We start from the raw sequence: 24,355 nt of genomic DNA, 5'->3' as shown, positions 1-24,355 counted from the left end.
TGGGCGGCAAGGTGCGAGCGCGCAGCGAGCGCGTGCCGGTCCGGACAAGCAACCGAGGTGATGCGCCGACATGGGCAACCGGGACAAATAAAAAGCGGCGCCACGCACTCAACATACGTTGCACCGCTTTCATGGTACAGAAAAACAAGACGGCGATTACTCGTCGTTCTTGGTCTTCAGGACTTTGCGACCACGGTAGAAGCCGTTCGGGCTGATGTGGTGACGCAGGTGGGTTTCACCGGTCACAGGCTCGACTGCCAGGTTAGGTGCAACCAGGAAATCGTGCGAACGGTGCATGCCGCGCTTCGATGGGGACTTCTTATTCTGCTGAACTGCCATGATGACTCCTAATACTAAAGTTCTAAAATTCTAACACAACCGATTTGCAAAAACATGCGCATCGAGTATCCCACCGGCAACCTCACGATTGCCGACATGTTTGAAACGCTGCCCTGACATACTCGACTGTGCACGCGCCTGACACGTTCTTTCTTACTACACCTGCCAACTGCCTATTGCTTATTCGGTTTTCAGGCTCTTCAAGCCGGCGAACGGCGAGACCTTTTCGGACTGCAGGGTGTCGAGCAGCGTGGTGCCCGGACATACCTCGTGTTTCGGCGCCTGCGGCAATGCCAGCAGGGCTTCGTCCTCGAGCAGTTCGCGGATATCGGCAGCGTGGCTGCCGACGATCACGTCGATGTTTTCATCGTCGAGGATCTGTTCGAACTGATCGGCTTCCTCGTCGTCGCGGCCCAGGACCAGCTGGGTCGCCGAATCGATCTGGTAATCGAACGGGGCCAGGCAACGCTGGCATACCAGCTGCACCGGGCCTGTCACGGCCACGGTCATGGTCGGATAGCCTTGCGGGGTCGTGCCGCCCTGGATCGACCAGGCGATCTCGCCGCTGGCGTTGGCGCAATCGGCGGCAAGGCGGCTCATTTCCGTCAGCGCGGTCACCCCTTCGCGATAGCCGCTCGTGCGGCAGAATTCAAAGGCGTCGATGACAAAAGCGCTCATTGCAGAAAACGTCCCCGGAAAACCTGCGATAATAACAGGGTTTTCCGCGCGCAGTCAAAGACTTGGCGCTTTTTTTGGCTCCGCGCCGCCGTCCGTGGCGCCAGCGCCGCTGCATTCGTCGGCAATGCGTGCCGGGATGCGTGAAGGATCCATTTTTCTTGTTTATTTTTCGAGCGCGCACATGATACCAAGTTCTGCCGTACCGCGCCTGATTTTAGCGTCGGGCTCGGCCTACCGGCGCGACCTGCTGGGCCGCCTGCGCCTGCCCTTCGAGGCCATCGCTCCCCATGTCGACGAGACGCCGCTCGCCGGCGAGGCCCCCGACGCCACCGCCCTGCGCCTGGCGCGCGCCAAGGCCGGGGCGATCGCCCTGCGCCATCCGGGCGCGCTCGTGATCGGCTCGGACCAGGTCGCCACCCTCGACGGCGCGCAGATCGGCAAGCCCGGCGACCATGCGCGCGCGCTGGCGCAACTGCGCACGATGCGCGGGCGCGAAGTCGTGTTCCATACGGCGCTGTGCCTGTGGGATGGCCGCGCGGCCGATCCCGCCGCCGCCGCGCAAGTGGAAAACGTGCAAGTCTTCGTGCGTTTTCGCGACTTGCCCGACGCCGAACTCGACGCCTACCTGCGCATCGAGCAGCCCTACGACTGCGCCGGCAGCGCCAAGAACGAAGGCCTCGGCATCGCCCTCATCGAGCGCATCGACAGCTCCGATCCGACCGCCCTGACCGGCCTGCCCTTGATCGCCCTGACCGGCATGCTGCGCCGCGCCGGCGTGGCTTTCTTCGGCGTTTAATCTACATTCCATCGACCCATGCCCGGCACCCTCTACCTGATTCCGAACACCCTCGGCCCCACCGATGCCGCGCCCGGCGCGCTTTCCCACATCCTGCCCGGCCAGGTGCAGGCGATCGCTTCGCAGCTCGGCTATTTCGTCGCCGAAAACGCGAAGACGGCGCGCGCCTTCCTGAAATTGATTGCCATCGACCATCCGCTGGCGAAACCGCTGCAAGAAATCCGCATCGCCGAACTGAACGTCAACACACCTGCGGCAAGCCTGGCCGAACTGCTGGCGCCGCTACTGGCCGGCGAAGACGCCGGGCTGGTGTCGGAAGCGGGCGTGCCGGCCGTGGCCGATCCGGGCGCCGACCTGGTTCGCCTGGCCCATCAGCATGGCGTGACGGTGCGTCCGCTGGTCGGCCCTTCCTCGCTCCTGCTGGCCGTCATGGCAAGCGGCCTGAACGGCCAGAGCTTCGCCTTCAACGGCTACCTGCCGACCGATGCGGCGGCGCGCACCAAGCGCATCCGCGAACTGGAAGCGCGTTCGCGTTCGGAAAAGCAGACGCAGCTGCTGATCGAGACGCCGTACCGGAACGGGCAGATGCTCGAAGCGCTGGTGGCGGGCTGCCAGCCGGGCACGCTGGTCTGCGTGGCGACCGATTTGTCGCTGGGGACCGAATCGGTGCGCACGATGACCGCCGCCAGGTGGAAAGCGCAACTGGCGGCGGGAAAGATGCCGGACTTCCACAAGAAGCCGACGGTGTTCCTGTTCCTGGGCCAGTAGAAGGCCGATCCGCGCAAGGCGGCCGGCCGCTCGCGCGGTGCATCAGGCCGCGTCGCGCACCAGTTCGCGCACCCAGTCGAAGGCGGCGAGCTCGATCTCGCGCATCTGCTTCGGGGTCAGGCCGAGGCGGCGCAGGGCGCCGGTGAACTGGCGGCCGGTGTCGGCCTTTTCCAGGCGCTCGACGACGTCGAGCATCGCACCCAGGTCGCCGGCGCGCGCAAGCAGCGCGCCGCGTACCTCGTCGGCCAGCTCGACGTTGTCAAGGATGTCGGCCATCGGCATCGAAAACAGCGCGTCGGCCAGCGACATGATGCCGACCGTGAAGGCGCGCTCGGCGCCGGTCACGTCGCCCGGACGCACCTGCAGCGACATCAGTTCGAGCAGCTTGCCGCGCGTGGTGGCCAGCTGCAGCAGCGGCGAATCGAGTTCGACCTTGCTGCCCGGCGTGGCGTACAGCAGGATTTGCAGCCAGCGGCGCAACTGCTTGCGACCGAGCTGGGCCAGGGCCTCGGCGACGGATTCGATGCGGCCGTCGGGACCGGCGGCGCGGCTGTTCACCAGGCGCAGCAGGTTCAGGCTGATCAGGGGATCGCGCTTGACGGCCGATTCGATGGCGGCAACGTCGGCATCGGAATTGATCAGTTCGAGCAAGTGCAGGATGACCATTTCGGAAGGCGTGATCTTGCGTCCGCTGAGGATCAGGGGCCGCGCGAAATAATAGCCCTGGAAGTAGTCGAAGCCGAGCTCCAGGCACAGGCGGAACTCCTGCTGGGTTTCGACTTTTTCCGCCAGCAGCTTCTTGCCCGTCCTGTGCAGCGAGGCCACCAGGTGCGCCAGCGCCTCGGGCGCCACGCCCTGCAAGTCGATCTTGACGACATCGACCAGGTCCAGCAGCTTGCCGACTTCGTCGGTATGGTGAATGACGTCGTCGAGCGCGAACTTGAAGCCGAGCGCTTTCAGCTCGGCCACGCGCGCCAGCAACGGCTCAGTTGGCTTGACGGTTTCGAGAATTTCGAGGATAACCTTATGCGGCGGCAGGAAACGGACGTAGTCGCTCATCAGGACGACTTCGTCGACATTGACGAATGCAAGTTTATTGCCGACCACTTGCCGTAGGCCGAGTTGGGAAGCATGGGAAATCACGGCCGCGGTGGCTGCGGCGCCGTCGGTCAGGCGTGCGTCGTCATGCTCGCCGGCCGCGCGAAACAGCAGCTCGTAAGCAACCAGAATCTGGTCGCGCCCGAGAATGGGCTGGCGCGCCAGGAAAAATTCGTCGGACGGCATCGTCGATACCGCCCTTGCTTCGGTATGCATGTAAAACACTCCTAGAAACCGTTGCCGCACAACAGGCGCGGCAAGGCACGCGCATGGGTGCGCACCTCTTCCGACTATACACCATCGCGCGAATCTTTACATTTTTACATCGAAACGAACGCACTGCCGCGTTGCTAAAAAGGGGCTGCCACCCCTGGCGGGGTGAAGATGTGGGACGGGAGCCGCGCGCAGCCCCCGGGAAAGCCGTTTCAGCCGCGCTTGCGCGGCGCACGCGCCGCACCCGCGGCCGCCCGCGGGGCGCCCGGCGCGACCGGACGCCCCGAGGCCGCACGGGCACCGGCCGCCCGCTCAGGCCGCGTGCCCGACGTGCCGGCACGCTCGTCCGCGTAGCGCGCGCGGGGAGCCTTGGCCTCGCCCGCGGCCGGCGCCGCGCCGTCCGCACGCGAGAAGCGCTTGGCGCGTTCGGCGGCGCCCACCTTGCTCGCCACTGCGCCATCGGGACGGCGCACGTCGGGCGCCGCTTCGGCGCGCGCTGGCGCGGCCTGGCCCGGCAGGCGCAGGCTGCCGGTACCCGACAGCGGGCTGGCGCGGCGTGCATTGCCGATCGGCTGGCGCGCCGTGCCGCCGGCGCCCACGCGCGCCGAGGCCGCACCGGTGACCTGGGTGCCGCGCTCGATCACGAAGGTCGCGCCCGTATCCTTGCCCAGCACCTTCACCAGGTAAGGCAGCACTTCACGCAGCAAGGGTTCCAGCGTGTACGGAGGATTGAGGATGAACATGCCGCTGCTGTGCAGGCCGAAACCGTCCGGGCCCGGCGTCGACACGGTCAGGGTCACGTTCAGCCATTCCTTGGCCGCCAGGCGTTTCAGGCGGTCGGCGAACTGGCGCGACTCCATGCGCTGGAGCAGCGGATACCAGACGGCGAAAATGCCGGTAGGGAAGCGACCGAGCGCTTCTTCCAGCACGTCCTTGACCTTGCGGTAGTCGTCCTTGACCTCGTAGGGCGGGTCGATCAGCACCAGCGCGCGGCGCGACGGCGGCGGCAGCAAGGCCTTCAGGCTCTGGAAACCGTCGCCGCGCTCGATCATCACGCGGCGGCCGCGGGCGCGCTCGCCCTGCTCGGCCTTGTGCGCCTCGGCCTTGCGGAAATTCTCGGCCAGGATCTTGCTGTCGGCCGGATGCAATTCGAACAGGCGCAGGCGGTCCTCGGGCCGCGTCATCTTGTCGGCCACGTAAGGCGAACCCGGGTAATAGCGCATCTTGCCGCTCGGGTTCATGCCCTTGACCAGGTTGATGTAATCGGCCAGGGCCGGCGGCAGGTCGGTGCGGTTCCAGAGCGGGCCGATGCCGGTGTCGAACTCGGCCTTCTTGGTAGCGAAACTGCTGTCGAGCGCATACACGCCGGCGCCCGAATGGGTGTCGATATAGGTATAGGCCGTGTCCTTTTGATTCATGTACTGGTGCAACTGCACTTGCACGAAATGCTTGAGGACGTCGGCGTGGTTACCCGCGTGGAAGGCGTGGCGGTAGCTCAACATAAGGGGGATTCCAGTCTAAAGGTCGATGCGGCAGCCGCGCGAAGCGGTGCAATTGCCGACATTATCCACCACAACCGCCATGCACCGAAAATAATCGCCTCGAAACGAACGACGCCGCGGGCGTGCGCCGCGGCTCCATGCATCGCACCCGGACGCGGCCGGGCTGGACGCTTCAGGCGACTTTCTTTTCGTCGAAGAACTGTTCGTCCTCGGTCGAGCCGTGCAGCGCCGTCGTCGAGCTCTGGTGTTGCTGGATGGTCTGGGTGACGGCGTCGAAATAGCCTGTGCCCACTTCGCGCTGGTGCTTGACGGCAGTGAAGCCCTTGCCGGCGGCGGCGAATTCGGCTTCCTGCAACTCCACGAAAGCCGACATCTGGCGCCGCGCATAGCCGTGGGCCAGGTTGAACATGCCGTAGTTCAGCGCGTGGAAGCCGGCCAGGGTAATAAACTGGAACTTGTAGCCCATCGCGCCCAGTTCGGTCTGGAACCTGGCGATCGTGGCGTCGTCCAGGTTCTTCTTCCAATTGAAGGATGGCGAGCAGTTATAGGCCAGCATCTTGCCCGGGAATTTGGCGTGCACGGCGGCGGCGAACTTCTTGGCAAAGGCCAGGTCGGGCTTGCCCGTTTCGCACCAGACGAGGTCGGCAAACGGGGCATAGGCCAGGGCGCGCGAAATGGCCTGGTCGATGCCCGCACGGGTTTTGTAGAAACCTTCGACGGTGCGCTCGCCGGTGCAGAAGGCGCGGTCGTTGGCGTCGACGTCGGAGGTGAGCAGGTCGGCCGCTTCGGCATCGGTACGGGCGATCACCAGCGTCGAGGTGCCCATCACGTCGGCCGCCAGGCGGGCGGCGGTCAGCTTTTCGACAGCTTCGCGCGACGGCACCAATACCTTGCCGCCCATGTGGCCGCATTTCTTGACCGAAGCGAGCTGGTCCTCGAAGTGCACGCCGGCCGCGCCCGCCTCGATCATCGACTTCATCAGTTCGAAGGCATTGAGCACGCCGCCGAAGCCCGCTTCGGCGTCGGCCACGATCGGAGCGAAGTAATCGATGTCGTCCTTGCCTTCGGACCATTGAATCTGGTCAGCACGCTGGAACGTGTTATTGATGCGGCGCACCACCATCGGCACCGAATTGGCGGGGTACAGCGACTGGTCGGGGTACATTTCGCCGGCCAGGTTGGCGTCGCCCGCCACTTGCCAGCCCGAGAGGTAGATGGCCTTCAGGCCAGCCTTGACCTGCTGCATGGCCTGGTTGCCGGTCAGGGCGCCGAGGGCGTTGACGAAGGGTTCGTTGTTGACCAGGTCCCACAGCTTTTCGGCGCCGCGCTTGGCCAGCGTGTGCTCGATCTGGAGCGAACCGCGCAGGCGCACCACGTCGTCGGCGGTGTAGTTGCGCACTACCCCTTTCCAGCGTGGATTGGTGTCCCAGTCGTTTTGCAATGCTGCGACCTGCTGTTCACGCGTTGCCATCTTCCTTCTCCCGATAATGAATGAGCTCGATTGCCAAATGAAATCCGTTACTGAAATCATAGCTCAGGTTCCGCACCGCACCATCTGTCTTCTATAAGACATCTGACTATATTTTTATTTTTTAGAATCAATGACTAACAATCGAATTTTCATGATGTGGTAAATAATTTCTCAGCATGGGAGCGGATTTGGCGTACAGCGTGCTGCGCTTTTCATGGAAGACCATCAGCGTTTCACATTGTGGTATTCGCAGCGGCGTGGCGTCACCGGGAATCGTTCATGCGCAGTAATGGGAATGCAGTTATGTTGCATTTTATCTATAAATGTTTCTTTCAAACTTATTATATTGACGAAAATCATCAAACCCGGCAAGCTGCGGTCGTGTCGAACCTGCTATTTAACGAAACCGCCAGTGACTGGCCTACCAAGGACGTGCAATTGAAACCCTTTCTCCATACAATCAGCCTGGCACTCGCCATGGCAGCCGGACTTGGCCCGGCACAGGCCGGCGTGCTGACTTTCCAGGATGTCGTCTTTACCAGTAGCTGGACCGGCAATGTCCTGACGCTGGAAATCGACGCCGCCAAGCGCAGCGGCGACTGGAGCGGCGCTACCCTGCTGGGCGCGCTCAGCCTGAAGGACATCGGCAGTTTCAGCAGCGTGTCGATGGTGGCCGCGCCGAACGGCGTCGACGCCTGGCAGCTGAACTCGAAAGAACTCAATGCCAAAGGCTGCGCCGGCGGCGGCGCGACGAAGTCGACGACCGCCCTCTGCCTGTCGGGCGCGCCGATCGCCTTAACCGACAACATGGTGTTCAGCTTCGCCTTCAGCGGCGGCACGCCCGAGCTCGACGCGCCGCACCTGAAGGTCAACTTCATGGACAGCGCACGCAACAAGGTCGGCGACCTGCTCTCGCAGACCGTCAAGTCGACGCCGACCGTGCCGACGGTGCCCGTCGTGACGCCGCCCGTCGTGGTCGCTCCGCCGGTCGTGGTGACGCCGCCGGTCACGCAGCCGGTGGGCGACGGCACGACCGTTTCCGCCGGCGACGAAGTGCCCGGCCCGACGCCGCCGGTTCCGCCGCCGGTGCTGGTGCAGCCGCCCGTCGTGGAGCTCGCGCCCGTGGCGGGCAACAGCGAGGTGCCCGAGCCGTATTCGATCGCCCTGCTGCTGGGCGGCCTGGCCTTGATGGGCGTGGTGCTGCGCAAACGCGGCTGACCGGTCAGGCCTTGTGCGGCAGCGGCGCCCGTCCCCTGCCCCCGGCGCCCACCGCGGTGGCGATCGCCAGCGTCTGGAACAGCGCCACCCCGATGAACAGCGCGGCCGGGTGGCCGCCATCCATCAGCACCCCGAATAGCGCGGGACCGACCGCCATGCCGCTGTCGAGTCCCGAATAGACGACGCCGAACACGCGCCCGCTGGCGTTCGGCGGTGCCGCCGCGCGGATGAGCAAGTCGCGCGAGGGGCCGGCGATGCCCGAGGCCAGGCCGATGCCGCCCATCACCAGCACCACCATCGGACCCGGCACGATCGAGGCCGACAGCAGCAAGGCCAGCGCCGCGGCAACGAGCAGGGCGGCCGCGATCGTGCGGTCATGGCTGCGCACCTTCGCCGCCAGGAAGCCGCCGGCCACCATGCCGGCCGCCGACGACAGCATGAAGGTGGTATAGGCCGAAGCCGCGGTCGGCAGCGAAATGGCATACAGCGCCGTCAGGCTGGTCGACAGGAAGGCCTGGATGCCGCCCAGCGCGACCGAGGTCAGGAAAAAGAAGCCGAAGCACATCCAGACCGCCGGCAGGCGCAGGAAATCGAAGGAGCCGCCGGCCGCCTGCGCCGCGTTCTGCGCCGGCGCCTGCGTCGCCAGCACCTTGCGGTTCAGCAAGAGCGTGAGCAGCATCAGGGTTGGAATGGCGGACGCCGACAGCAAGGCCACGCGCCAGCTCGACAAGGTTGCGACGGCCGCCAGGAACAAGGGCGCCGCCGCCCAGCCGACGTTGCCGGAAATGCCGTGCACCGAGAACGCATAAGGCAGGCGTTCCTTCGACACGTTCTGGTTGAGCAGCGTGTAGCCGGCCGGGTGGAACACCGCATTGCCGCAGCCCGCCACCAGGGAACCGAGCAGCAGCACGGTATAGTTCGGCGCGCTCGCCAGCAGCAGTGCCGCGCCGCCCAGCAGCGCGTGTCCCGTCAACAGCACGCGCCGCGCCCCGACCCGGTCGACCAGGAAGCCCGACAAGGCCTGGCCGATCCCGGAGACGACGAAGAACACGCTCATCAACAAGCCCAGTTCCGCATACGACAGCGTGAACGCCGACTTCAGCCAGGGAAACAGGCCGGCGAGGATCAGGTGAAAGAAGTGGGAAACACCGTGCGAGACCCCGACCAGGCCGATCACGCGCGCATCCTGGCGCAGGCTGCTTGTCGTCATGGTTGCGTTGTGGGAAGCAAAAAGGATCAGTGTAGTCAAAACCGGCCAGGCTTGCTGGCCTGGCCTCCTTCCCGTGCCCGCTCCCCGGCGACGACGGCCTTGCGCCCGCCCTTCATTCTTCCCAGCGGGCGAGACGGAATTGAAAAAGGGCGCATCGCTGCGCCCTTCCCGGCTGCCGAGCCGCCTTACTTGGCCAGCTCGACCTGCTGCTCCTCGCCGAACACGAGCTGCCCGGCCCGGACCCGCACCGGAATCGTGTCCTTCGGCCCGAAACGGCCCGACAGGATCGCTTTCGACAGCGGATTTTCGATCTGCTGCTGGATCGCGCGCTTGAGCGGACGCGCGCCGTACACCGGGTCGAAGCCGGCTTCCGCGATCTTCTGCAGGGCCTCGTCGTCGATGTCGAGCGTCATCTCCATCTTCGCCAGGCGCTCTTCCAGGCTGCGCAGCTGGATCTTGGCGATCGCGCCGATGTTCTTCTCGTCGAGCGCATGGAAGACCACGATGTCGTCGATGCGGTTGATGAACTCCGGACGGAAATGTCCGCGCACCTCGGCCATCACCGCCATCTTCACCACCGCCGGCTCGTCGGTATCCATCGACTGGATCTTGTGCGAACCGAGGTTCGAGGTCATCACGATCACCGTGTTCTTGAAATCGACGGTGCGGCCCTGGCCGTCGGTCATGCGGCCGTCGTCGAGCACCTGCAGCAGCACGTTGAACACGTCCGCGTGCGCCTTTTCGATCTCGTCGAGCAGGATCACGCTGTAGGGCTTGCGGCGCACCGCTTCGGTCAGGTAACCGCCCTCCTCGTAGCCGACATAGCCCGGCGGCGCGCCGATCAGGCGTGCCACCGAATGCTTCTCCATGAATTCGCTCATGTCGATGCGGATCATCGACTCCTCGGTGTCGAACAGGAAGGCCGCCAGCGCCTTGCACAACTCGGTCTTGCCGACGCCCGTCGGGCCCAGGAACATGAACGAGCCGTACGGCCGGTGCGGATCGGACAGGCCGGCGCGCGAGCGGCGGATCGCATCCGACACGGCCTCGATCGCCTCGTCCTGGCCGACCACGCGCTCATGGAGCTTCTCTTCGATGTGCAGCAGCTTGTCGCGCTCGCCCTGCATCATGCGCGAGACCGGAATGCCGGTCGCGCGCGAGACCACCTCGGCGATTTCCTCGGCACCCACCTGGGTACGCAGGAGTTTCGGCTTGCCGGCCTCGCCGTCGGCGCGGCCGGTCGCTTCCTCGGCGTGCTTGAGCTGCGCCTCGAGTTCGGGCAGGCGCCCGTACTGCAGCTCCGAGACCTGCTGCCAGTTGCTCTGGCGCTTGGCTTCTTCCATCTGGAAGCGCACGCGCTCGATCTCTTCCTTGATGTGGGTCGTGCCCTGCACGGCCGCCTTTTCCGACTTCAGGATCTCCTCGAAATCGTTGTACTCTCGCTCCAGGCGCGCGATTTCCTCGCCGATCAGTTCCAGGCGCCGCATCGACGCCTCGTCGGTCTCCTTCTTGACCGCCTCGCGCTCGATCTTCAACTGGATCAGCCGGCGTTCGAGCTTGTCCATCACTTCCGGCTTGGAGTCGATCTCGATCTTGATCTTCGAGGCCGCCTCGTCGATCAGGTCGATCGCCTTGTCCGGCAGGAAGCGGTCGCTGATGTAGCGGTGCGAGAGCTCGGCCGCGGCAATGATGGCCGGGTCGGTGATCTCGACCTTGTGGTGGAGCTCGTATTTTTCCTGCAGCCCGCGCAGGATCGCGATCGTCGCCTCCACGCTCGGCTCGTCGACGATGATCTTCTGGAAGCGGCGCTCGAGGGCCGCATCCTTTTCCACGTACTTGCGGTATTCGTCGAGCGTGGTCGCGCCCACGCAGTGCAGCTCGCCGCGCGCCAGTGCCGGCTTGAGCATGTTCCCGGCATCCATCGCGCCCTCGGCCTTGCCGGCGCCGACCATCGTATGGATCTCGTCGATGAAGACGATGGTCTGGCCTTCGTCGTGGGCGAGTTCCTTCAGCACCGATTTCAGGCGCTCCTCGAATTCGCCGCGGTACTTCGCGCCCGCCAGCAGCGCCGCCATGTCGAGCGAGAGCACGCGCTTGCCCTTCAGGGAATCGGGCACTTCGCCGTTCACGATGCGCTGGGCCAGGCCCTCGACGATCGCCGTCTTGCCCACGCCCGGCTCGCCGATCAGCACCGGATTGTTCTTGGTGCGGCGCTGCAGCACCTGGATCGCGCGGCGAATCTCGTCGTCGCGGCCGATCACCGGGTCGAGCTTGCCCATGCGCGCGCGTTCGGTCAGGTCGAGCGTGTATTTCTTGAGCGACTCGCGCTGGCCTTCGGCATCCTGCGAATTGACGTTCTCCCCGCCGCGCACGGCCGAGATGGCCGATTCGAGCGACTTGCGCGCCAGGCCGTGCTCGCGTGCCAGGCGCCCGGCGTCCGACTTGTCCTCGGTCAGCGCGAGCAGCACCATCTCGCTCGACAGGAACTGGTCGCCGCGCTTTTGCGATTCGCGGTCGGCCAGGTTGAGCAGGGCGACGAGCTCGCGCCCGACCTGCGTCTCGCCTCCCGTGCCGGAAACCTTGGGCAGGCGCTCCAGGCCGCCCTTCAAGGCATTCGTCAGCGCCCCGACGTTCACGCCGGCGCGCTGCAGCAATGAGCGCGCGCCGCCGTCGTCCTGGTTCAGCAGGGCGACGAGCAGGTGAACCGGGTCGATGTACTGGTTATCGTTGCCGACCGCCAGGCTCTGGGCGTCGGCCAGCGCTTCCTGGAGCTTGGTCGTTAGCTTGTCTTGCCGCATGGTTCTACTCCCTCGTGAGTGTTCTTAACCGGGAAACAAATGTGGGATGGGGCCATGCATTTCAAGATCATCCCTGCGCCGAATTCGACGAAATATCAGCAAAGACCGTGCCAGCCCTGTCCAGGATGCGCTTGATCGCCGGGTGGTCGAGCTGGCGTTCCACGGTCATTGCGTAGAACTGCTCGACGATCGTGTCGATCACGCCGACCTGCTCCAGAGCGTACTCCTGACCGACGACGGCGGCAACGGCCGTCGGTGCGGCCATGAAGCCGGCGCCGGCGCGCGCGAACGCCTTGAGCAGGGCGCCGTCGTCGAACTCGCCGACGATGACCGGGCGCAGCCCCCGTTCTTCGAACCAGCCCCGCAAGGGACCATGCACGGCCGCTTCAGGACCGGGCAGCAGGAAAGGCGCCTCTTGCAGGCGCGCCGGAAACGTGCCGCGCCAGGCGCGGCACAGTTGCGGATGGCCGAGCACGCTCAAGCTGCTCGATCCGAGCACATGGGTGTAAGCGCGCACCGTGCCCCCGGGCTCCGGGCCGCGGTCGGCCAGCACCATGTCGAGCCGGTGCGCGGCCAGCTCGACCATGAGCGCATCGAAGCGGTCCTCGCGGCAGATCAGGCGCATCGCCATGCCCGCCTCGCGCGCCGGCCGCAGCAGGCGGAAGGCGACCGTTTTCGGCACGATGTCGCAAATACCTACGCGCAATGTCTCCGGCACGGGAGCGGCGCCCCGCCGCATCGTCTGCTCCAGCTCGTTACCGAGGTCGAAGATACGCTCGGTGTACTGCAGGGCCACCTTGCCCGCCTCGGTCAGCTCGAGTCCCCTGCCCTTTTTCCGGAACAAGGGCGCGCCGAACCGGGTTTCGAGCAGGCCGAGCTGCGTGCTGATGGCCTGGGGCGTGACGTTCAGACGCTGCGCCGCGCGTGCGATCGAGCCGCCGGTGGCAACCGCGTGGAAGTACTGCAGATGCTTGTAGTTCATGACAGCACACTTCCAAAAAAATTGAGCGTCACTAAAGATTAATCGATTTTTCTTTTCTCTTTTGCCTGTCTAAGCTGGATACCACAGTCACGACCGAGGAGGAAATACCATGCAAACCCATGCCACCGATGGCGGCGACGGCCGCGAACACCTGTTGCCGCGGCGGGCGCCGCGCAAGTGGCGCGCGCCGGCGCCGCCGCGCTCGCCGGCCGGGGAGGGTTGATGCCATGGACTTCCTGCACCTCGTCTGGCTGGGCGCACCGGCCTGGATGTGGCTCTCCTTCCTGGCCATCGTGGCCGTGCTGCTCGCTTTCGACCTCGGCGTGCTCCATCGCGACGACCATGTCATCGGCGTGCGCGAGAGCCTGAAGCTCTCCGCACTCTACCTGGGCGCGGGCCTGCTGTTCGGCCTGTGGGTCTGGCACGGATTCGGTAGCGAAAAGGCGCTGCATTTCTATACCGGCTTCCTGATCGAAAAGAGTCTGTCGCTCGACAACATCTTCGTCATCTCGCTGATCTTCGCCACCCTGGCCATTCCGCCCGCGTACCAGCACCGTGTCCTGTTCTGGGGCATCCTGGGGGTGATCCTCATGCGCGGGGTGATGATCGGCGCCGGCGCGGCGCTGGTGGCCAGCTACAGCTGGGTGCTGTACCTGTTCGGCGCGGTGCTGATCGTCACCGGCGTCAAGATGTTCTTCGCCATCGAGCACCTGCACGGGGTGCGCGACAGCGCGGTGCTGGCCTGGCTGCGGCGGCACCTGCGCGTGACCGCGATCCACGGCAACGCCTTCCTGGTGAGGCTGCCGCAAGCGGGGAACGCACGCCTGGCCTGGCATGCGACCCCGCTCTTCCTGGCCCTGTGCATGGTGGAAATCACCGACCTGATCTTCGCCGTCGACAGCGTGCCCGCGATCCTGGCCATCACGAGCGACCCGTTCATCGTCTATACCTCGAACATCTTCGCGGTGCTGGGCTTGCGGGCCCTGTATTTCGCCCTGGCCGATGTCGTGCAGCGCTTCCGCTACCTGAAGTATTCGCTGGCGGCGGTGCTCGTCTTCATCGGCTCGAAGATCTACCTGGGCGATTTCCTGTTCGGAGGCAAAGTGCCGGCGGGCTTGTCGCTGGGGGTGACCGCCACGCTGATCGCGGCCGGTATCGGCTATTCCCTCTGGCGCAGCAGAAGCGAGGTGCGCCGTTGACGCTCAGCCGTGCCCGGGCGCCGTCGCCGGGGCCGGCGCCTGGTCCGCGCCGAGGTCGCGCACGTTCTTCTGGACCGCGACCACGGCGAACAGGCTCAAGACGAACGACATCGCATAGAAGCCTTTTTCGCTCGGCTGCAGCTCCGCGTTCCACAAGCCCGCCGCCAGCAAGCCGATCACCGCGAACAGCGAGAACCAGCACAGCGAAAAATACAGGCCGGTGACGGCAATGCCTTCGCTGCGGTCGCGCACCGATTTCTGCAGCGAGATGGCGGCGAACAGGCCATGGAGCAGCAGCGACAGGTAGTAGCCTTTTTCGTTGAGCTGCATCTGGGCGTTCCACAAGCCCAGCAGGAAAGCGGCCACACCGATGCATAGTGCGCCCCAGGATGCGCCGACGAAGGCGGCGGTCGGTCGTTGAACGGTTGTCATGGCAAGCTCCGGTTAATTGTCCGGCGGCAAGCTTATCATCGGCGGCCAGCGAATCCTTGCGAAACAGCAGCAGTATCGGCTGGCGCTACCGCCGGTACTATCCGCGCAAGGCGCGCCAGGTCGCAAAACCCGCGATGCACAGCAGGATCGACCCGACCAGGTGCAGCAGCGTATGCGCCAGCGCCCAGCCATAGTCGCCACGCTGCAGGAGCGCGACCGATTCGCCGGAAAAACTGGAAAAAGTCGTCAGGCCGCCGAGGAAACCGGTGACGACGAACAGGCGCCACTCGGGTGTCAGCTGCGGATGGGCCGAGAAAAAGCCCAGCGCGATGCCGACCAGGTAGCCGCCGGCCAGGTTGGCCGCCAGGGTGCCGGCCTGCACGTGGGCATGCATCGAACCGAGCCAGGTCGCGAAGCCCCAGCGCAGCCAGGCGCCGATCGCGGCGCCCGCCCCGACCGCCAGCCAGCTCACGCCGCTGCCCACTTGCGCTTGGCGCTGTCGTCGGTAATGCGCGCGTCGACCCAGCGCGCGCCTTCGGGTGTTTGTTCCTTCTTCCAGAACGGGGCATCGGTCTTCAGGTAGTCGATGATGAACTCGCAGGCGGCGAAGGCTTCGCCGCGGTGGGCCGCGCTCACGGCCACCAGGACGATCTGCGCCATCGGCGCCAGCGGGCCGACGCGGTGGATGACCAGCGCGTTGTAAAGCGGCCAGCGTGCGCTGGCCTGGGCCACGATGTCCTGCAGTGCGCGCTCGGTCATGCCCGGATAGTGTTCCAGTTCCATTTCCGAGACTGCCGATCCGTCGTTCATGTCGCGCACCGTGCCGACGAAGCTGACGACGGCGCCCACGCGCGGATCGTCCTGGCGCAGGCGCGCCAGTTCCTGCCCGAGATCGAAGTCCCCGGTTTGTACCCTTACCTGGCTCATTTGCCCTCCCGCGCCATGCGCAGCAGGAGCTGCTCGATGCGCAGCGCGGTGCGCTCGTCGGCCAGGGCCGGCAGCGCGCACAGGGCGTACAGGGCGTCCTGGCCGTGCGCGCGCTGCGCCGCCTTGTTGCCGGCTTTCAGCGTCGATTGCAAGTTTTCCACCTGCAGCCTGAGGCGGTCGCGCGCGAATTCGGCGCCGCTGTCGATGCCGGCCGCGACTTCCTGGCGCAGCAGTTCGGCGAGCAAGGTCGGCCGGTTTGCCTCGAGCAGGCGCGCATGGGCGGCGCGGTCGGTATCGAGAGCGTTCAGGGCCGCCTCGAAACGGGCATCGAGCACCGGGTCGTAGCCGGCGCCGGCCGGCGCCAATGCCGCCCAGCGGGCCCGCCAGTCGGCGCTCGCCATTTCCTGGCCGCTTCCCGCCAGCGCTTGCTCGAGTTCCTGGCAGGCGCGCAGCTTGTCGCGCAGGGCGCCGGCCAGGGCCAGGCTGGCGGCGCGGCGCGACAGGTCGGCATGGTGCTGCACGCTCGCCACGGCGTCGTGATACCGCTTCTCGACCCGTGCCTCGTGGGCGCGCGGTACCGGCCCGATCGCCTGCCATTCGGCGGCCGCCTCGCGCAGCAACTTGGCGGCGCTGGCCGCGGTCGCCTCGCCGGCGGCAGCTTCCAGGCGCGCGCAGAGCGCGTCCTTGGCCGTCTCGTGGACACGCCGCTCGGCGTCGGCCGCGTGCGCGGTTTCCTTGCGCCGCGCAAACAGATCGTCGCAGGCGCCGCGAAAGCGCTGCCACAATGCCTGCTCGGCCTTGCGCTCGAGCGGCAGCGCGCGCGCATGCGCCTGCCAGCGCGCCTGGATATCGCGCAGGTGGTCGACCGCATGCCGGTCGTGCGGATCGATCGCCAGTACTTCTTCGATCAATTCCTCGCGGCCCACGACCTCGGCCTTGCGCTGCTCCTCCAGCGGGCCTTGCAACGTGGTCAAGGCCGCGCCGAACAAGGTATCGAGGCGCTTCTTGTCCTTGCGGTCGATGGCGCCCAGGTGGCTCCAGGCAAGGCGCAGGCGCTGCACGGTGCCGGCGACATGCTTCCAGTCGGCCTCCCCCGACTCCAGGCGCGCGATCTCGGCATTGGCCTCGGCCACGATGGCCTCGCCCTTGGCCGCGTTCGCATGGCGCTCGTCGGCCAGGTGCTTGAAATGGGCCGCGGCCGGCGCATAGGCCACCGTGCAGGCATGATCGAAGCGTTCCCACAGGCTTTTCGGCGCCGCCCCCGACAGGCTGTCGAGGGCCTTCCAGCGTTCGCGCATGCTGCCGACTTTTTTCGCCAGTTCCGCCATCGCCAGGTTCTGGGTCGACAAGGCTTCCACGGTCTTGATGAGTTCTTCGCGCGAGACATTGCCGCCCCAGCGCGCCCAGTCCGACAGGCGTTTCAGTTCGGCGCGCAGGTGGGCCAGGCGGTCGGCTTGCTGGCTGTTCAAGCGCATGCCCTTGCCCTTGGTTTCCTTCAAGGCCTTGTCGAGTTCGGCGGCGTGGGCGAGCGAGCCTTGCTGCAGGGCCGCTTCCAGCGCGTCCATGTTGTCGATGAAGGCCTGGTCCGCGCCCTTGGGCGGTGTGGCGCGGCGCGCTTCGGCGCCGTCGGCCGGCGCCGCGTCGCCGGGCGTGCGCCGTTCGCCTCGCGGCGCTTCGGCCGCGCCGGCTTCGCGCGTCTTGCGCAGCGGCTGCGGCAGGCTCGCCAGCAGCGCTTCGAAACGGCCGTGCAGCTCGGTCCCGGCAGCGCCCGCAGGCAGCGGCGGCAGTGTTTGCCAGGCCTTGCGCAAGGCGTCGGCCTCCAGATCGGCGACCGGCCGGGCCTGCCACTCGGCCAGGGCCGCCTCGCGCGCGGCCAGGGCGGCCTGCGCTTGTTCGAGCGTGGCCAGCACGCTGGCCAGGCGCGCGTGTTCCGAGGCGAATTCGGCGACGAGCGAGCGTGGCAGCCAGGCGCGTTCGGACGCGGCCAGGGCGGCGCTTTGCTCGCCCAGCATCCGATCGAGCGCGGCGGCCATTTCGGCGACGTTCAGGCCGCTTGTTTCCAGCCGGCGCAGCGCGCCCAGGCGATCGATCATGGCGCGCTGCAGTTGCACCTGGGCTTCCAGGCGCGCGCCCAGCGCGTTGCGCAGCGGCGCGAAGGCGTCCTGCAATTCGGGAGCGGCGATGATCGCCCATTGACGATCGAGATCGGCAACCTGGTTCGGCGTCAGGTGCTCGTCGGCCAGCAGCGCTTTCGCCTGCGCCAGCGTCGCCTGGCCCCGGGCCAGTTCGGCATCGTGGTGGCGGATGGCCTCCAGGCGCGACTGCATCAGCTTGGCGACCCGGCGGTCGGTGTTGCGCATGGCGGCGTGCACGCGCTCGAGCGCGGCACGACCGTGGACCAGATCGGCCGCGCTCAGGCGCAGTTCGGAAAATTCGCACTGGAGGATGAATTCCACGGCGCGCGCTTCATCGCCGTCGAGCATTTTCAAGCGCTCGGCCTGCTGCTCGCGCACGGCGGCGCCGGCGCGGGCCGATGCGGAACCGGCGCCAGCGCTCTCGGGCTGGGTCGACGGTGCGCCGGACCTGTGCGATGGCGCGCTGGACACCGCAGCGGACTTGGCCGGTGCAGACTTGGCCGGAGCGGACTTGGCCGGCACGGCCGCTTGCGCGCCGCGTCCGTTGCCCGTCTTGCCGCCCTGGCGCTTGAATAGGAATTCGAACATGATGAAATCGCGCTTCCAAAACCCCCATCATAGCAAAGAACGATGGCGGCTTTTTCTGGCGTACTCAGCGCAAGCGCGCTCGCAACGGCTAGTGCGCGTAATAGGTCGCCAGACTTTGCCGATGAGCATGATCTGCGCGGGTGGCGCGGCTGGCCGGGGGGGACGCCTGGCTGCGGTGTTCGTCGCGGTAGGCATCGTGCGCCAGCATCTGGTTGGCGACCGCAAACCAGGCGTCGCCGGCGATGGCCGCGCGCGCGATCGGAAACAGCTCGCTCTCCTCGCGGTCGAAACGCAGTTCGAGGGCCGCGCAGAAGCGCTCGACGGCCAGGCAGAAGGCGTCGACGCCCTCCTCATCGCCGATGCCGGCGGCGGCCAGGCGGCAGGCGGCGCCGAGCGCCTCGGATGCGCTGCGGCTGAGCATGTCGAGTTCGCACAGGAGCGGGTCGGCCCCGGCACCGGCGCGGCGCAGGGCCGGCAGCAGGAAGCGGTCGAGCTTGCGGCCCTGGCAGCCTTCGTAGAGGCGGCGCAAGGTAGCGCAGACATAGTCGGCCTGGCCCTCGGTCAGTGCGCTCTGGCGGGCATAGCCGCGTTGGACGAGCTGCTGGACGGCATGCAGGCCGACCCGCATATTGGTTTGTTCCACGGAAAGCGCAACGAGGGTATAGGTCGCGGTAAGCATTCAGTCTCCTCTCGGCGTCGTCAACGCAAGCGCATGCTCCGCATGGGGAACACGGCAAGGCTGGACACGATGGTTTTTGGACAGGCTGGGCGGATGTTTTTTCTTCTCTTCAGCCTGAAGGAAGGTCTAGTTTACGGACCGTGCACCTCACGACTTTGATATTGCGCAAACTCTGGGGAGGCCATGGCGCCCGACGAGCCGGTGCGCCTGGGTGTCGCCGCCCGGAATTTTTTTGAACACATGCGCTGGCTGCGCTATAGTGCAGCCGTCCCCCACCTCCCCATTTCGATATCCGCATGCGGCTGTTGCACACTTCGGACTGGCACCTCGGCCAGACCCTGCACAATTACGACCGGACCTACGAACACCAGTGCTTCCTCGACTGGCTGCTCGACACCATCGTCGCCGAAGAGGCCGACGCGCTCTTGATCGCGGGCGATATATTCGACAACGCCAACCCGTCGTCGAGCGCCCAGCGCCAGCTGTACGGTTTCCTGCAGCGGGCCAGGGCGCGCGCGCCGCGGCTGCAGATCGTCGTCATCGCCGGCAACCACGATTCGCCGGGGCGGCTGGAAGCGCCGGGACCGCTGCTCGAAGCGCATGGCACGACCGTGATCGGCAACGTGGTGCGCGACAGCGACGGGGCGATCGACCTCGAACGCCTGCTCGTGCCGCTGCACGACAAGACCGGGGAAATCAAGGCCTGGTGCCTGGGCGTACCCTTCCTGCGTCCCGGGGACGTGCCCAGGGCCGAGGCGCAAGGCGACGCCTACCTGAACGGCATCGCCCTGCTCTACCGGCAAGCCTGCGCGCTGGCGCAATCGCGCCGCGCGCCCGGCCAGGCGATCCTGGCCATGGGCCACTGCCACATGGTCGACGGCCAGTCCTCGGCCGACTCCGAGCGCCGCATCGTCATCGGCGGCACCGAGGCGCTGCCGGCCTCGATGTTCGATCCGGACATCGCTTACGCGGCGCTGGGCCACCTGCACCTGGCCCAGCGCGTCGGCAAGCAGGACCACCTGCGCTACTCCGGCAGTCCCTTGCCGCTCTCGTTCGCCGAAGTCGGCTACCAGCACCAGGTGCTGCGCATCGACCTCGACGGCCCGGTGGCGAAAGAGATCACGCCGCTGCCGGTGCCGCGCGCGGTCGAACTGCTGCGCGTGCCGCCCAGGCCGGCGCCGCTGGCGCAGGTGCTGGCCGCGCTGGAAGCGCTCGAGCTCGACCCGGACCTGCCGCCCCAGTGCCGGCCCTACCTGGAAGTGCGGGTGCTGCTCGACGGTCCGGAACCGGGCCTGCGCGCGCAAGTGGAGGCCGCGATCGCCGGCAAGCCGGTGCGCCTGGCGAAGATCGAGCCGACCCGCAAGGTGGTCACGCGCGAGGACGGCAGCGACGCCCTCACCCTCGACCAGCTGGCCCAGCTGCAGCCGGACGACATCTTCCGGCGCCTGTGGCAGCAGCGTTTCGGCGACGACGCCCCGCTCGACCAGTTGTCAGCCTTCGCCGAACTGATGCTGCCCGGCGACGTGGAGCGCCCATGAAGATCCTGCGTATCGCGGGACGCAACCTGGCGTCCCTGGCGGGGGATTTTTGCGTCGACTTCGCGAGCGAGCCGCTGGCGTCGAGCGGCCTGTTCGCGATCTGCGGCCCGACCGGCGCCGGCAAGAGCACCCTGCTCGACGCGCTGTGCCTGGCCTTGTACGGCAACACCCCGCGCCTGCAGGGGCGCGGCAGCCGCGGCGCCCTGCCCGACGCCGGCGGCGAATCGGTCTCCACCCTCGATGCGCGCAACCTGCTGCGGCGCGGCGCGGCCGAGGGACACGCCGAAGTCGATTTCGTCGGCAACGACGGCATCCACTACCGCGCCAGGTGGAGCGTGCGCCGCTCGCGCAACAAGGTCAGCGGTTTGCTCCAGGCCTCGAACATGACCCTGCACCGGCTGCCGGAAATGGCGCCGCTGGGCGGCACCAAGACCGAGGCCCAGGCTGAGATCGCGGCGCGCATCGGCCTGTCCTTCGAGCAGTTCACGCGCTCGGCGCTGCTGGCCCAGAATGAATTCTCGGCCTTCCTGAAAACCGACGAGAACGAGCGCGGCGAACTGCTCGAGACCCTCACCGGCAGCGCCGTCTACAGCGACATTTCCAGGCGCGCGTACGAGCGCTACAAGTTCGAGCAGGACGCGGTGCGGCGCCTGAGCGCGCGCCTGGCCGACCAGACCCCGCTGGCTGCCGAGGCACGCGCCGCGCTCGACGCCGAGCGCGCCGCCGCCGAAACGGCGCTGCAGGCCGTCGACGTGCGCCGCGCCCTGCTCGAAGCGCAGTTGCGCTGGCATCAGGAACGCGAACGGCTGCGCGTGAGCGAAGCGCAGGCGGAAACCCTGCTGCAGGCGGCGCAGGCGCAGGTGGACGGCGCCGGCGAGCGCCGCCTGCGCCTGGCCACGCTCGACCAGGTGCAGGCGGCGCGCCCGCTGATGGCCGAACTGGCGCGCCTGGACGCCGAACGCGCCCAGCTCGAGGCGCTGCTTGCGAACGGCCAGGCCGAGCTCGCGCATGCCGGCGAAGCGGCGCGCGTTGCGCTGCAGGAAGCAGCGGCGGCCGCGGCCGCACAGGAAGCTGCCGAAGCGGCCCAGCTGGACGCCGCCGCGCAACTGGATGCGGCCAAGGCGCTCGACGCGACCATCGGCACGCTGGCCGGCGCCCATGCCCATCTGGCCGGCCGGCGCGACGCGACGGTGCTGGACGCGGCGCGCACCCGCGACCTGCTGGCCGAAGCCGATGCGCGCCTGGCGCAGACGCGCGACACCGCGACCCGCAGCGCCGACTGGCTCGCCGCCCACCGCAAAGTCGAGGCGCTGGCCGTCCAATGGCCGCGCTGGGACAAGCTCTTCGCGCAAGCCGCGCAGGCGGCAAGCGCCGCGGGCGCGAACCTGGACGCGCTGGCCAAGACCGAGCGCGCCCGCGTCAACGCGGCGGCGACCCTGGAAGCGGCGGCCGACGCCGCCGCGCGCGCCGCCGCCCGCATCGCCGAACTCGATACGGCGCGCCGGAGCGCGGCCGCCGCGCTGGCCGGCTTCGACCTCGACGCCCTGCACGAGCAACGCCAGGGCCTGGAGGCACGGCGCGAAGCGCTGGCCGCCGCCGCCCGCACCGCCAAGGGATTGCAGGCCGCGCGCGAACACCTGGCGCGCATCGATGGCGAGATCGAACGCACCCATGCGGCGCGCGGCGCGGCCGAAACCCAGCTCGGCGCCGCCCTTGCCGCGGCGCCCGCGCTTGCCAGTGCGGCGATGCAGGCCGAACACGCGCTCGCCGCCGCCGAACTGGCCTGCGCCGGCAATGTCGAAGACCTGCGCGCCACGCTGGCCGAGGGCGATCCCTGCCCGGTCTGCGGCAGCCAGGCCCACCCCTACGCGCACCAGGACGCGCGCCTGCATGCCGTCTTCGACATGCTGCGCGGCCAGGTGGCCGGGCGCCGCGTCGAGGCCGAGCGGAACCTGTCGGAACAGGCCACCCACCGCGCCCGGTTCGAAGCGGCCGGCGAGCGCCTCGCGGCGCTCGGCGCCGAGCGCGCCACGCTGCTGGACGACATCGGCGAACTCGAAGCGACCTGGCGCGGCAATACGGCCGCCGCCGATGCGCCGCCCGAGGGCGGACGCAAACCATGGTTCGAGGCGCAAACCGGCGCCGTGCGCGAGGCCTTGCTGGCCGTCGAGGCGCGCCAGCAGGACGCGCGCCGCGCCGCGCAGGCACGCGAAGCGGCGCAGACGGCCTTCGATGCCGCCAACGCCGAGCATGCCCGCCTGCGCGAGCTGGCCCAGAATGCGCGCAACGCGCTGGCCGCGCTGGAGATCGAACACCAGGGCCTGTCCGTCCAGCGCGAGCGCGAGCGCGCCACGCTCGACGCCGTGCTGGCCGACCTCGATCCAGTGCTCGCCGAGGCGAGCGGCGACGGCTGGCAGGATGCCTGGCGCCGCAATCCGGCGCAGTGGCAGGCGGCGCGCGCGCTGGAAGCGCAGGCCTGGAACACGCAGTCGGCCCGGCTGGCCGAACACCGGGCGGCCATGGCGACGTTGGAAGCGGCGCAGCGCGAGGCGTTCGTGCGCGCCGAGCATGCGCAAGCCGCGGCCGGCGCCGCCCGGGAAGCCCTGGCCCACAGCGAAGCCGGGCTGGACGAACAGCGCCGGTCGCGCGCCGCCTTGTTCGAAGGCCGCGCCGTCGCCGAGGTCGAGCAGGCCTTGCGGCGCGCCGTCGCCGGCGCCCGCGACACCCTGGCCGCGCGCCAGGCGGCGGCGGGCGAGGCGGTCCAGCGCGAATCCCGCGTGCGCTCCACCCTGGCGCAAGCCCAGGAACGCATCGGCTCCCTGCAGGACGACGCGCGCGACGCCGCCGCCCGCCTGGCAGACTGGATCGAGGATTACGCCGCCCATCACGGCGACCTGGAGCCGGTCGAAAACCAGGCCCGCCTGGCCGGCCTGCTGGCCGTCGGCGCCGCCTGGCTGGCGCAGGAGCGCGCGGCGCTGGCGGAACTGGACGCGGCGCTGGCCAGGGCCGCCGCCGTGCTGGCCGAACGCAAGAACCAGCGCGGCCTGCATGAGACCGGCGCCGCGCCCGACGGCGCCATGCAGGACGGCGCCGCCGTGGCCGATGCCCTGGAAGCGGTGCTGGAAGAACGCAGCGCCGTGCACGAACGGGCGACGAGCCTGCGCCTGCAGGCGGCCCAGGACGACGAACGGCGCGTCAAGGCCGCATCGATGCTGGCCGAGATCGAGCGCCAGCAAGCGGTCGAAGCGCGCTGGGGACGCCTGTCGGAGCTGATCGGTTCGGCCGACGGCAAGAAATTCCGCAACTACGCCCAGCAGTTCACGCTCGACGTCCTGCTCGGCTACGCCAACAGCCACCTGAACCAGCTGGCGCGGCGCTACCGCCTGGAACGCGTCGACAACGCCGGCGCCCCGTCGCTGGCCCTGATGGTGCGCGACCAGGACATGGGCGGCGAGATCCGCTCGGTCAACTCGCTCTCGGGCGGCGAATCGTTCCTCGTGTCGCTGGCGCTGGCCCTGGGCCTGGCGTCGCTGTCCTCGAACCGGGTGCGGGTCGAGTCGCTGTTCATCGACGAAGGTTTCGGCTCGCTCGACAGCGACACCCTCGGCGTGGCGATGGATGCGCTCGATGCCTTGCAGTCGATGGGACGCAAGGTGGGCGTCATTTCGCACGTGCAGGAAATGACGGAGCGGATCGCCGCGAAAATCCAGGTGCGTCCGGCGGGAGGCGGCAGCAGCACGGTCAGCGTCGGGGTGTGACGGCCGGGGCGCCGGGCCAGACCGCG

At 67.7% G+C, this 24,355-nt stretch carries 19 protein-coding genes; 6 read left to right on the top strand and 13 right to left on the bottom strand.

The genetic code is table 11. The features are described 5' to 3' along the window. Positions 1–156: 156 nt before the first annotated feature. Both rpmF and ACFPOU_RS05380 read right to left on the bottom strand, forming a co-directional pair. On the bottom strand, positions 157–339 hold the full coding sequence (gene rpmF, locus ACFPOU_RS05385; protein ID WP_055936259.1) for a 50S ribosomal protein L32: 183 nt from the start codon (positions 337–339) through the stop codon (positions 157–159). A 180-nt stretch (positions 340–519) separates the two neighbouring features. Next, entirely contained in the window at positions 520–1,017 is a 498-nt protein-coding gene (locus ACFPOU_RS05380) for a YceD family protein (RefSeq protein WP_379717969.1), read from the bottom strand. Between the two features lie 181 nt (positions 1,018–1,198). On the opposite strand from ACFPOU_RS05380, the gene ACFPOU_RS05375 reads away from it, so the two are divergent. Together ACFPOU_RS05375 and ACFPOU_RS05370 are read left to right on the top strand one after the other, a co-directional pair. Then, positions 1,199–1,813, top strand: coding sequence for a Maf family nucleotide pyrophosphatase (locus tag ACFPOU_RS05375; RefSeq protein WP_379717967.1), 615 nt, complete (start codon positions 1,199–1,201; stop codon positions 1,811–1,813). 18 nt (positions 1,814–1,831) lie between these two features. Then, complete coding sequence (locus ACFPOU_RS05370; protein WP_379717965.1) at positions 1,832–2,581, top strand: SAM-dependent methyltransferase; 750 nt, start codon at positions 1,832–1,834, stop codon at positions 2,579–2,581. Positions 2,582–2,623: 42 nt separating this feature from the next. Here the strand turns inward: ACFPOU_RS05370 and ACFPOU_RS05365 are convergent, their stop codons facing one another. From ACFPOU_RS05365 to aceA, 3 genes are all read right to left on the bottom strand, one after another. Continuing rightward, complete coding sequence (locus ACFPOU_RS05365; protein WP_379717963.1) at positions 2,624–3,895, bottom strand: EAL and HDOD domain-containing protein; 1,272 nt, start codon at positions 3,893–3,895, stop codon at positions 2,624–2,626. A 209-nt stretch (positions 3,896–4,104) separates the two neighbouring features. Further along, positions 4,105–5,394: a 23S rRNA (adenine(2030)-N(6))-methyltransferase RlmJ gene (locus ACFPOU_RS05360; protein ID WP_379717961.1), complete on the bottom strand. Its 1,290-nt coding sequence runs from the start codon at positions 5,392–5,394 to the stop codon at positions 4,105–4,107. Positions 5,395–5,566: 172 nt separating this feature from the next. Then, complete coding sequence (aceA, locus tag ACFPOU_RS05355; RefSeq protein ID WP_379717959.1) at positions 5,567–6,865, bottom strand: isocitrate lyase; 1,299 nt, start codon at positions 6,863–6,865, stop codon at positions 5,567–5,569. 477 nt (positions 6,866–7,342) lie between these two features. On the opposite strand from aceA, the gene ACFPOU_RS05350 reads away from it, so the two are divergent. Next, positions 7,343–8,083 (top strand): PEP-CTERM sorting domain-containing protein, encoded by a 741-nt coding sequence (locus ACFPOU_RS05350; RefSeq protein ID WP_379717957.1) that lies wholly within the window; start codon positions 7,343–7,345, stop codon positions 8,081–8,083. 4 nt (positions 8,084–8,087) lie between these two features. Here the strand turns inward: ACFPOU_RS05350 and ACFPOU_RS05345 are convergent, their stop codons facing one another. The 3 genes from ACFPOU_RS05345 to ACFPOU_RS05335 form a co-directional block, all read right to left on the bottom strand. Continuing rightward, complete coding sequence (locus tag ACFPOU_RS05345; protein WP_379717955.1) at positions 8,088–9,293, bottom strand: MFS transporter; 1,206 nt, start codon at positions 9,291–9,293, stop codon at positions 8,088–8,090. Between the two features lie 185 nt (positions 9,294–9,478). Next, on the bottom strand, positions 9,479–12,091 hold the full coding sequence (clpB, locus tag ACFPOU_RS05340; protein ID WP_379717953.1) for an ATP-dependent chaperone ClpB: 2,613 nt from the start codon (positions 12,089–12,091) through the stop codon (positions 9,479–9,481). Positions 12,092–12,158: 67 nt separating this feature from the next. Further along, complete coding sequence (locus tag ACFPOU_RS05335; RefSeq protein ID WP_379717951.1) at positions 12,159–13,073, bottom strand: LysR family transcriptional regulator; 915 nt, start codon at positions 13,071–13,073, stop codon at positions 12,159–12,161. Positions 13,074–13,300: 227 nt separating this feature from the next. Between ACFPOU_RS05335 and ACFPOU_RS05330 the strand changes: the two genes are divergently transcribed. Then, positions 13,301–14,272, top strand: coding sequence for a TerC family protein (locus tag ACFPOU_RS05330; RefSeq protein WP_379717949.1), 972 nt, complete (start codon positions 13,301–13,303; stop codon positions 14,270–14,272). Positions 14,273–14,275: 3 nt separating this feature from the next. On the opposite strand, the gene yiaA is transcribed toward ACFPOU_RS05330, so the two are convergent. The 5 genes from yiaA to ACFPOU_RS05305 form a co-directional block, all read right to left on the bottom strand. Beyond that, positions 14,276–14,704 carry an inner membrane protein YiaA gene (yiaA, locus tag ACFPOU_RS05325; protein ID WP_379717947.1) on the bottom strand — a complete coding sequence of 143 codons (429 nt, stop codon included), beginning with the start codon at positions 14,702–14,704 and terminating at the stop codon, positions 14,276–14,278. A 97-nt stretch (positions 14,705–14,801) separates the two neighbouring features. Then, positions 14,802–15,176 carry a fluoride efflux transporter CrcB gene (gene crcB / locus ACFPOU_RS05320; RefSeq protein ID WP_379717945.1) on the bottom strand — a complete coding sequence of 125 codons (375 nt, stop codon included), beginning with the start codon at positions 15,174–15,176 and terminating at the stop codon, positions 14,802–14,804. After that, on the bottom strand, positions 15,173–15,631 hold the full coding sequence (gene moaE, locus ACFPOU_RS05315; RefSeq protein ID WP_379717943.1) for a molybdopterin synthase catalytic subunit MoaE: 459 nt from the start codon (positions 15,629–15,631) through the stop codon (positions 15,173–15,175). The genes crcB and moaE overlap by 4 nt, the downstream gene beginning before the upstream one ends. Beyond that, on the bottom strand, positions 15,628–18,354 hold the full coding sequence (locus tag ACFPOU_RS05310; protein ID WP_379717941.1) for a DUF349 domain-containing protein: 2,727 nt from the start codon (positions 18,352–18,354) through the stop codon (positions 15,628–15,630). Before ACFPOU_RS05310 ends, moaE begins: the two co-directional genes overlap by 4 nt. Before the next feature lie 88 nt (positions 18,355–18,442). Next, complete coding sequence (locus ACFPOU_RS05305; RefSeq protein WP_379717939.1) at positions 18,443–19,033, bottom strand: hypothetical protein; 591 nt, start codon at positions 19,031–19,033, stop codon at positions 18,443–18,445. A gap of 296 nt (positions 19,034–19,329) precedes the next feature. Here ACFPOU_RS05305 and ACFPOU_RS05300 point away from each other — a divergent pair, with 296 nt between their 5' ends. Continuing rightward, on the top strand, positions 19,330–20,571 hold the full coding sequence (locus ACFPOU_RS05300) for an exonuclease SbcCD subunit D C-terminal domain-containing protein (RefSeq protein ID WP_379717937.1): 1,242 nt from the start codon (positions 19,330–19,332) through the stop codon (positions 20,569–20,571). Continuing rightward, complete coding sequence (locus ACFPOU_RS05295; protein WP_379717935.1) at positions 20,568–24,329, top strand: AAA family ATPase; 3,762 nt, start codon at positions 20,568–20,570, stop codon at positions 24,327–24,329. Before ACFPOU_RS05300 ends, ACFPOU_RS05295 begins: the two co-directional genes overlap by 4 nt. The last annotated feature ends 26 nt before the right edge of the window (positions 24,330–24,355 follow it).

The sequence above is a fragment of the Massilia jejuensis genome, assembly GCF_042656795.1.
Classification (GTDB): Bacteria; Pseudomonadota; Gammaproteobacteria; order Burkholderiales; family Burkholderiaceae_D; genus Telluria; species Telluria jejuensis.
The sequence above is the reverse complement of the archived record's forward strand: the minus strand, read 5'-3'. Positions and strand labels throughout refer to the sequence as shown.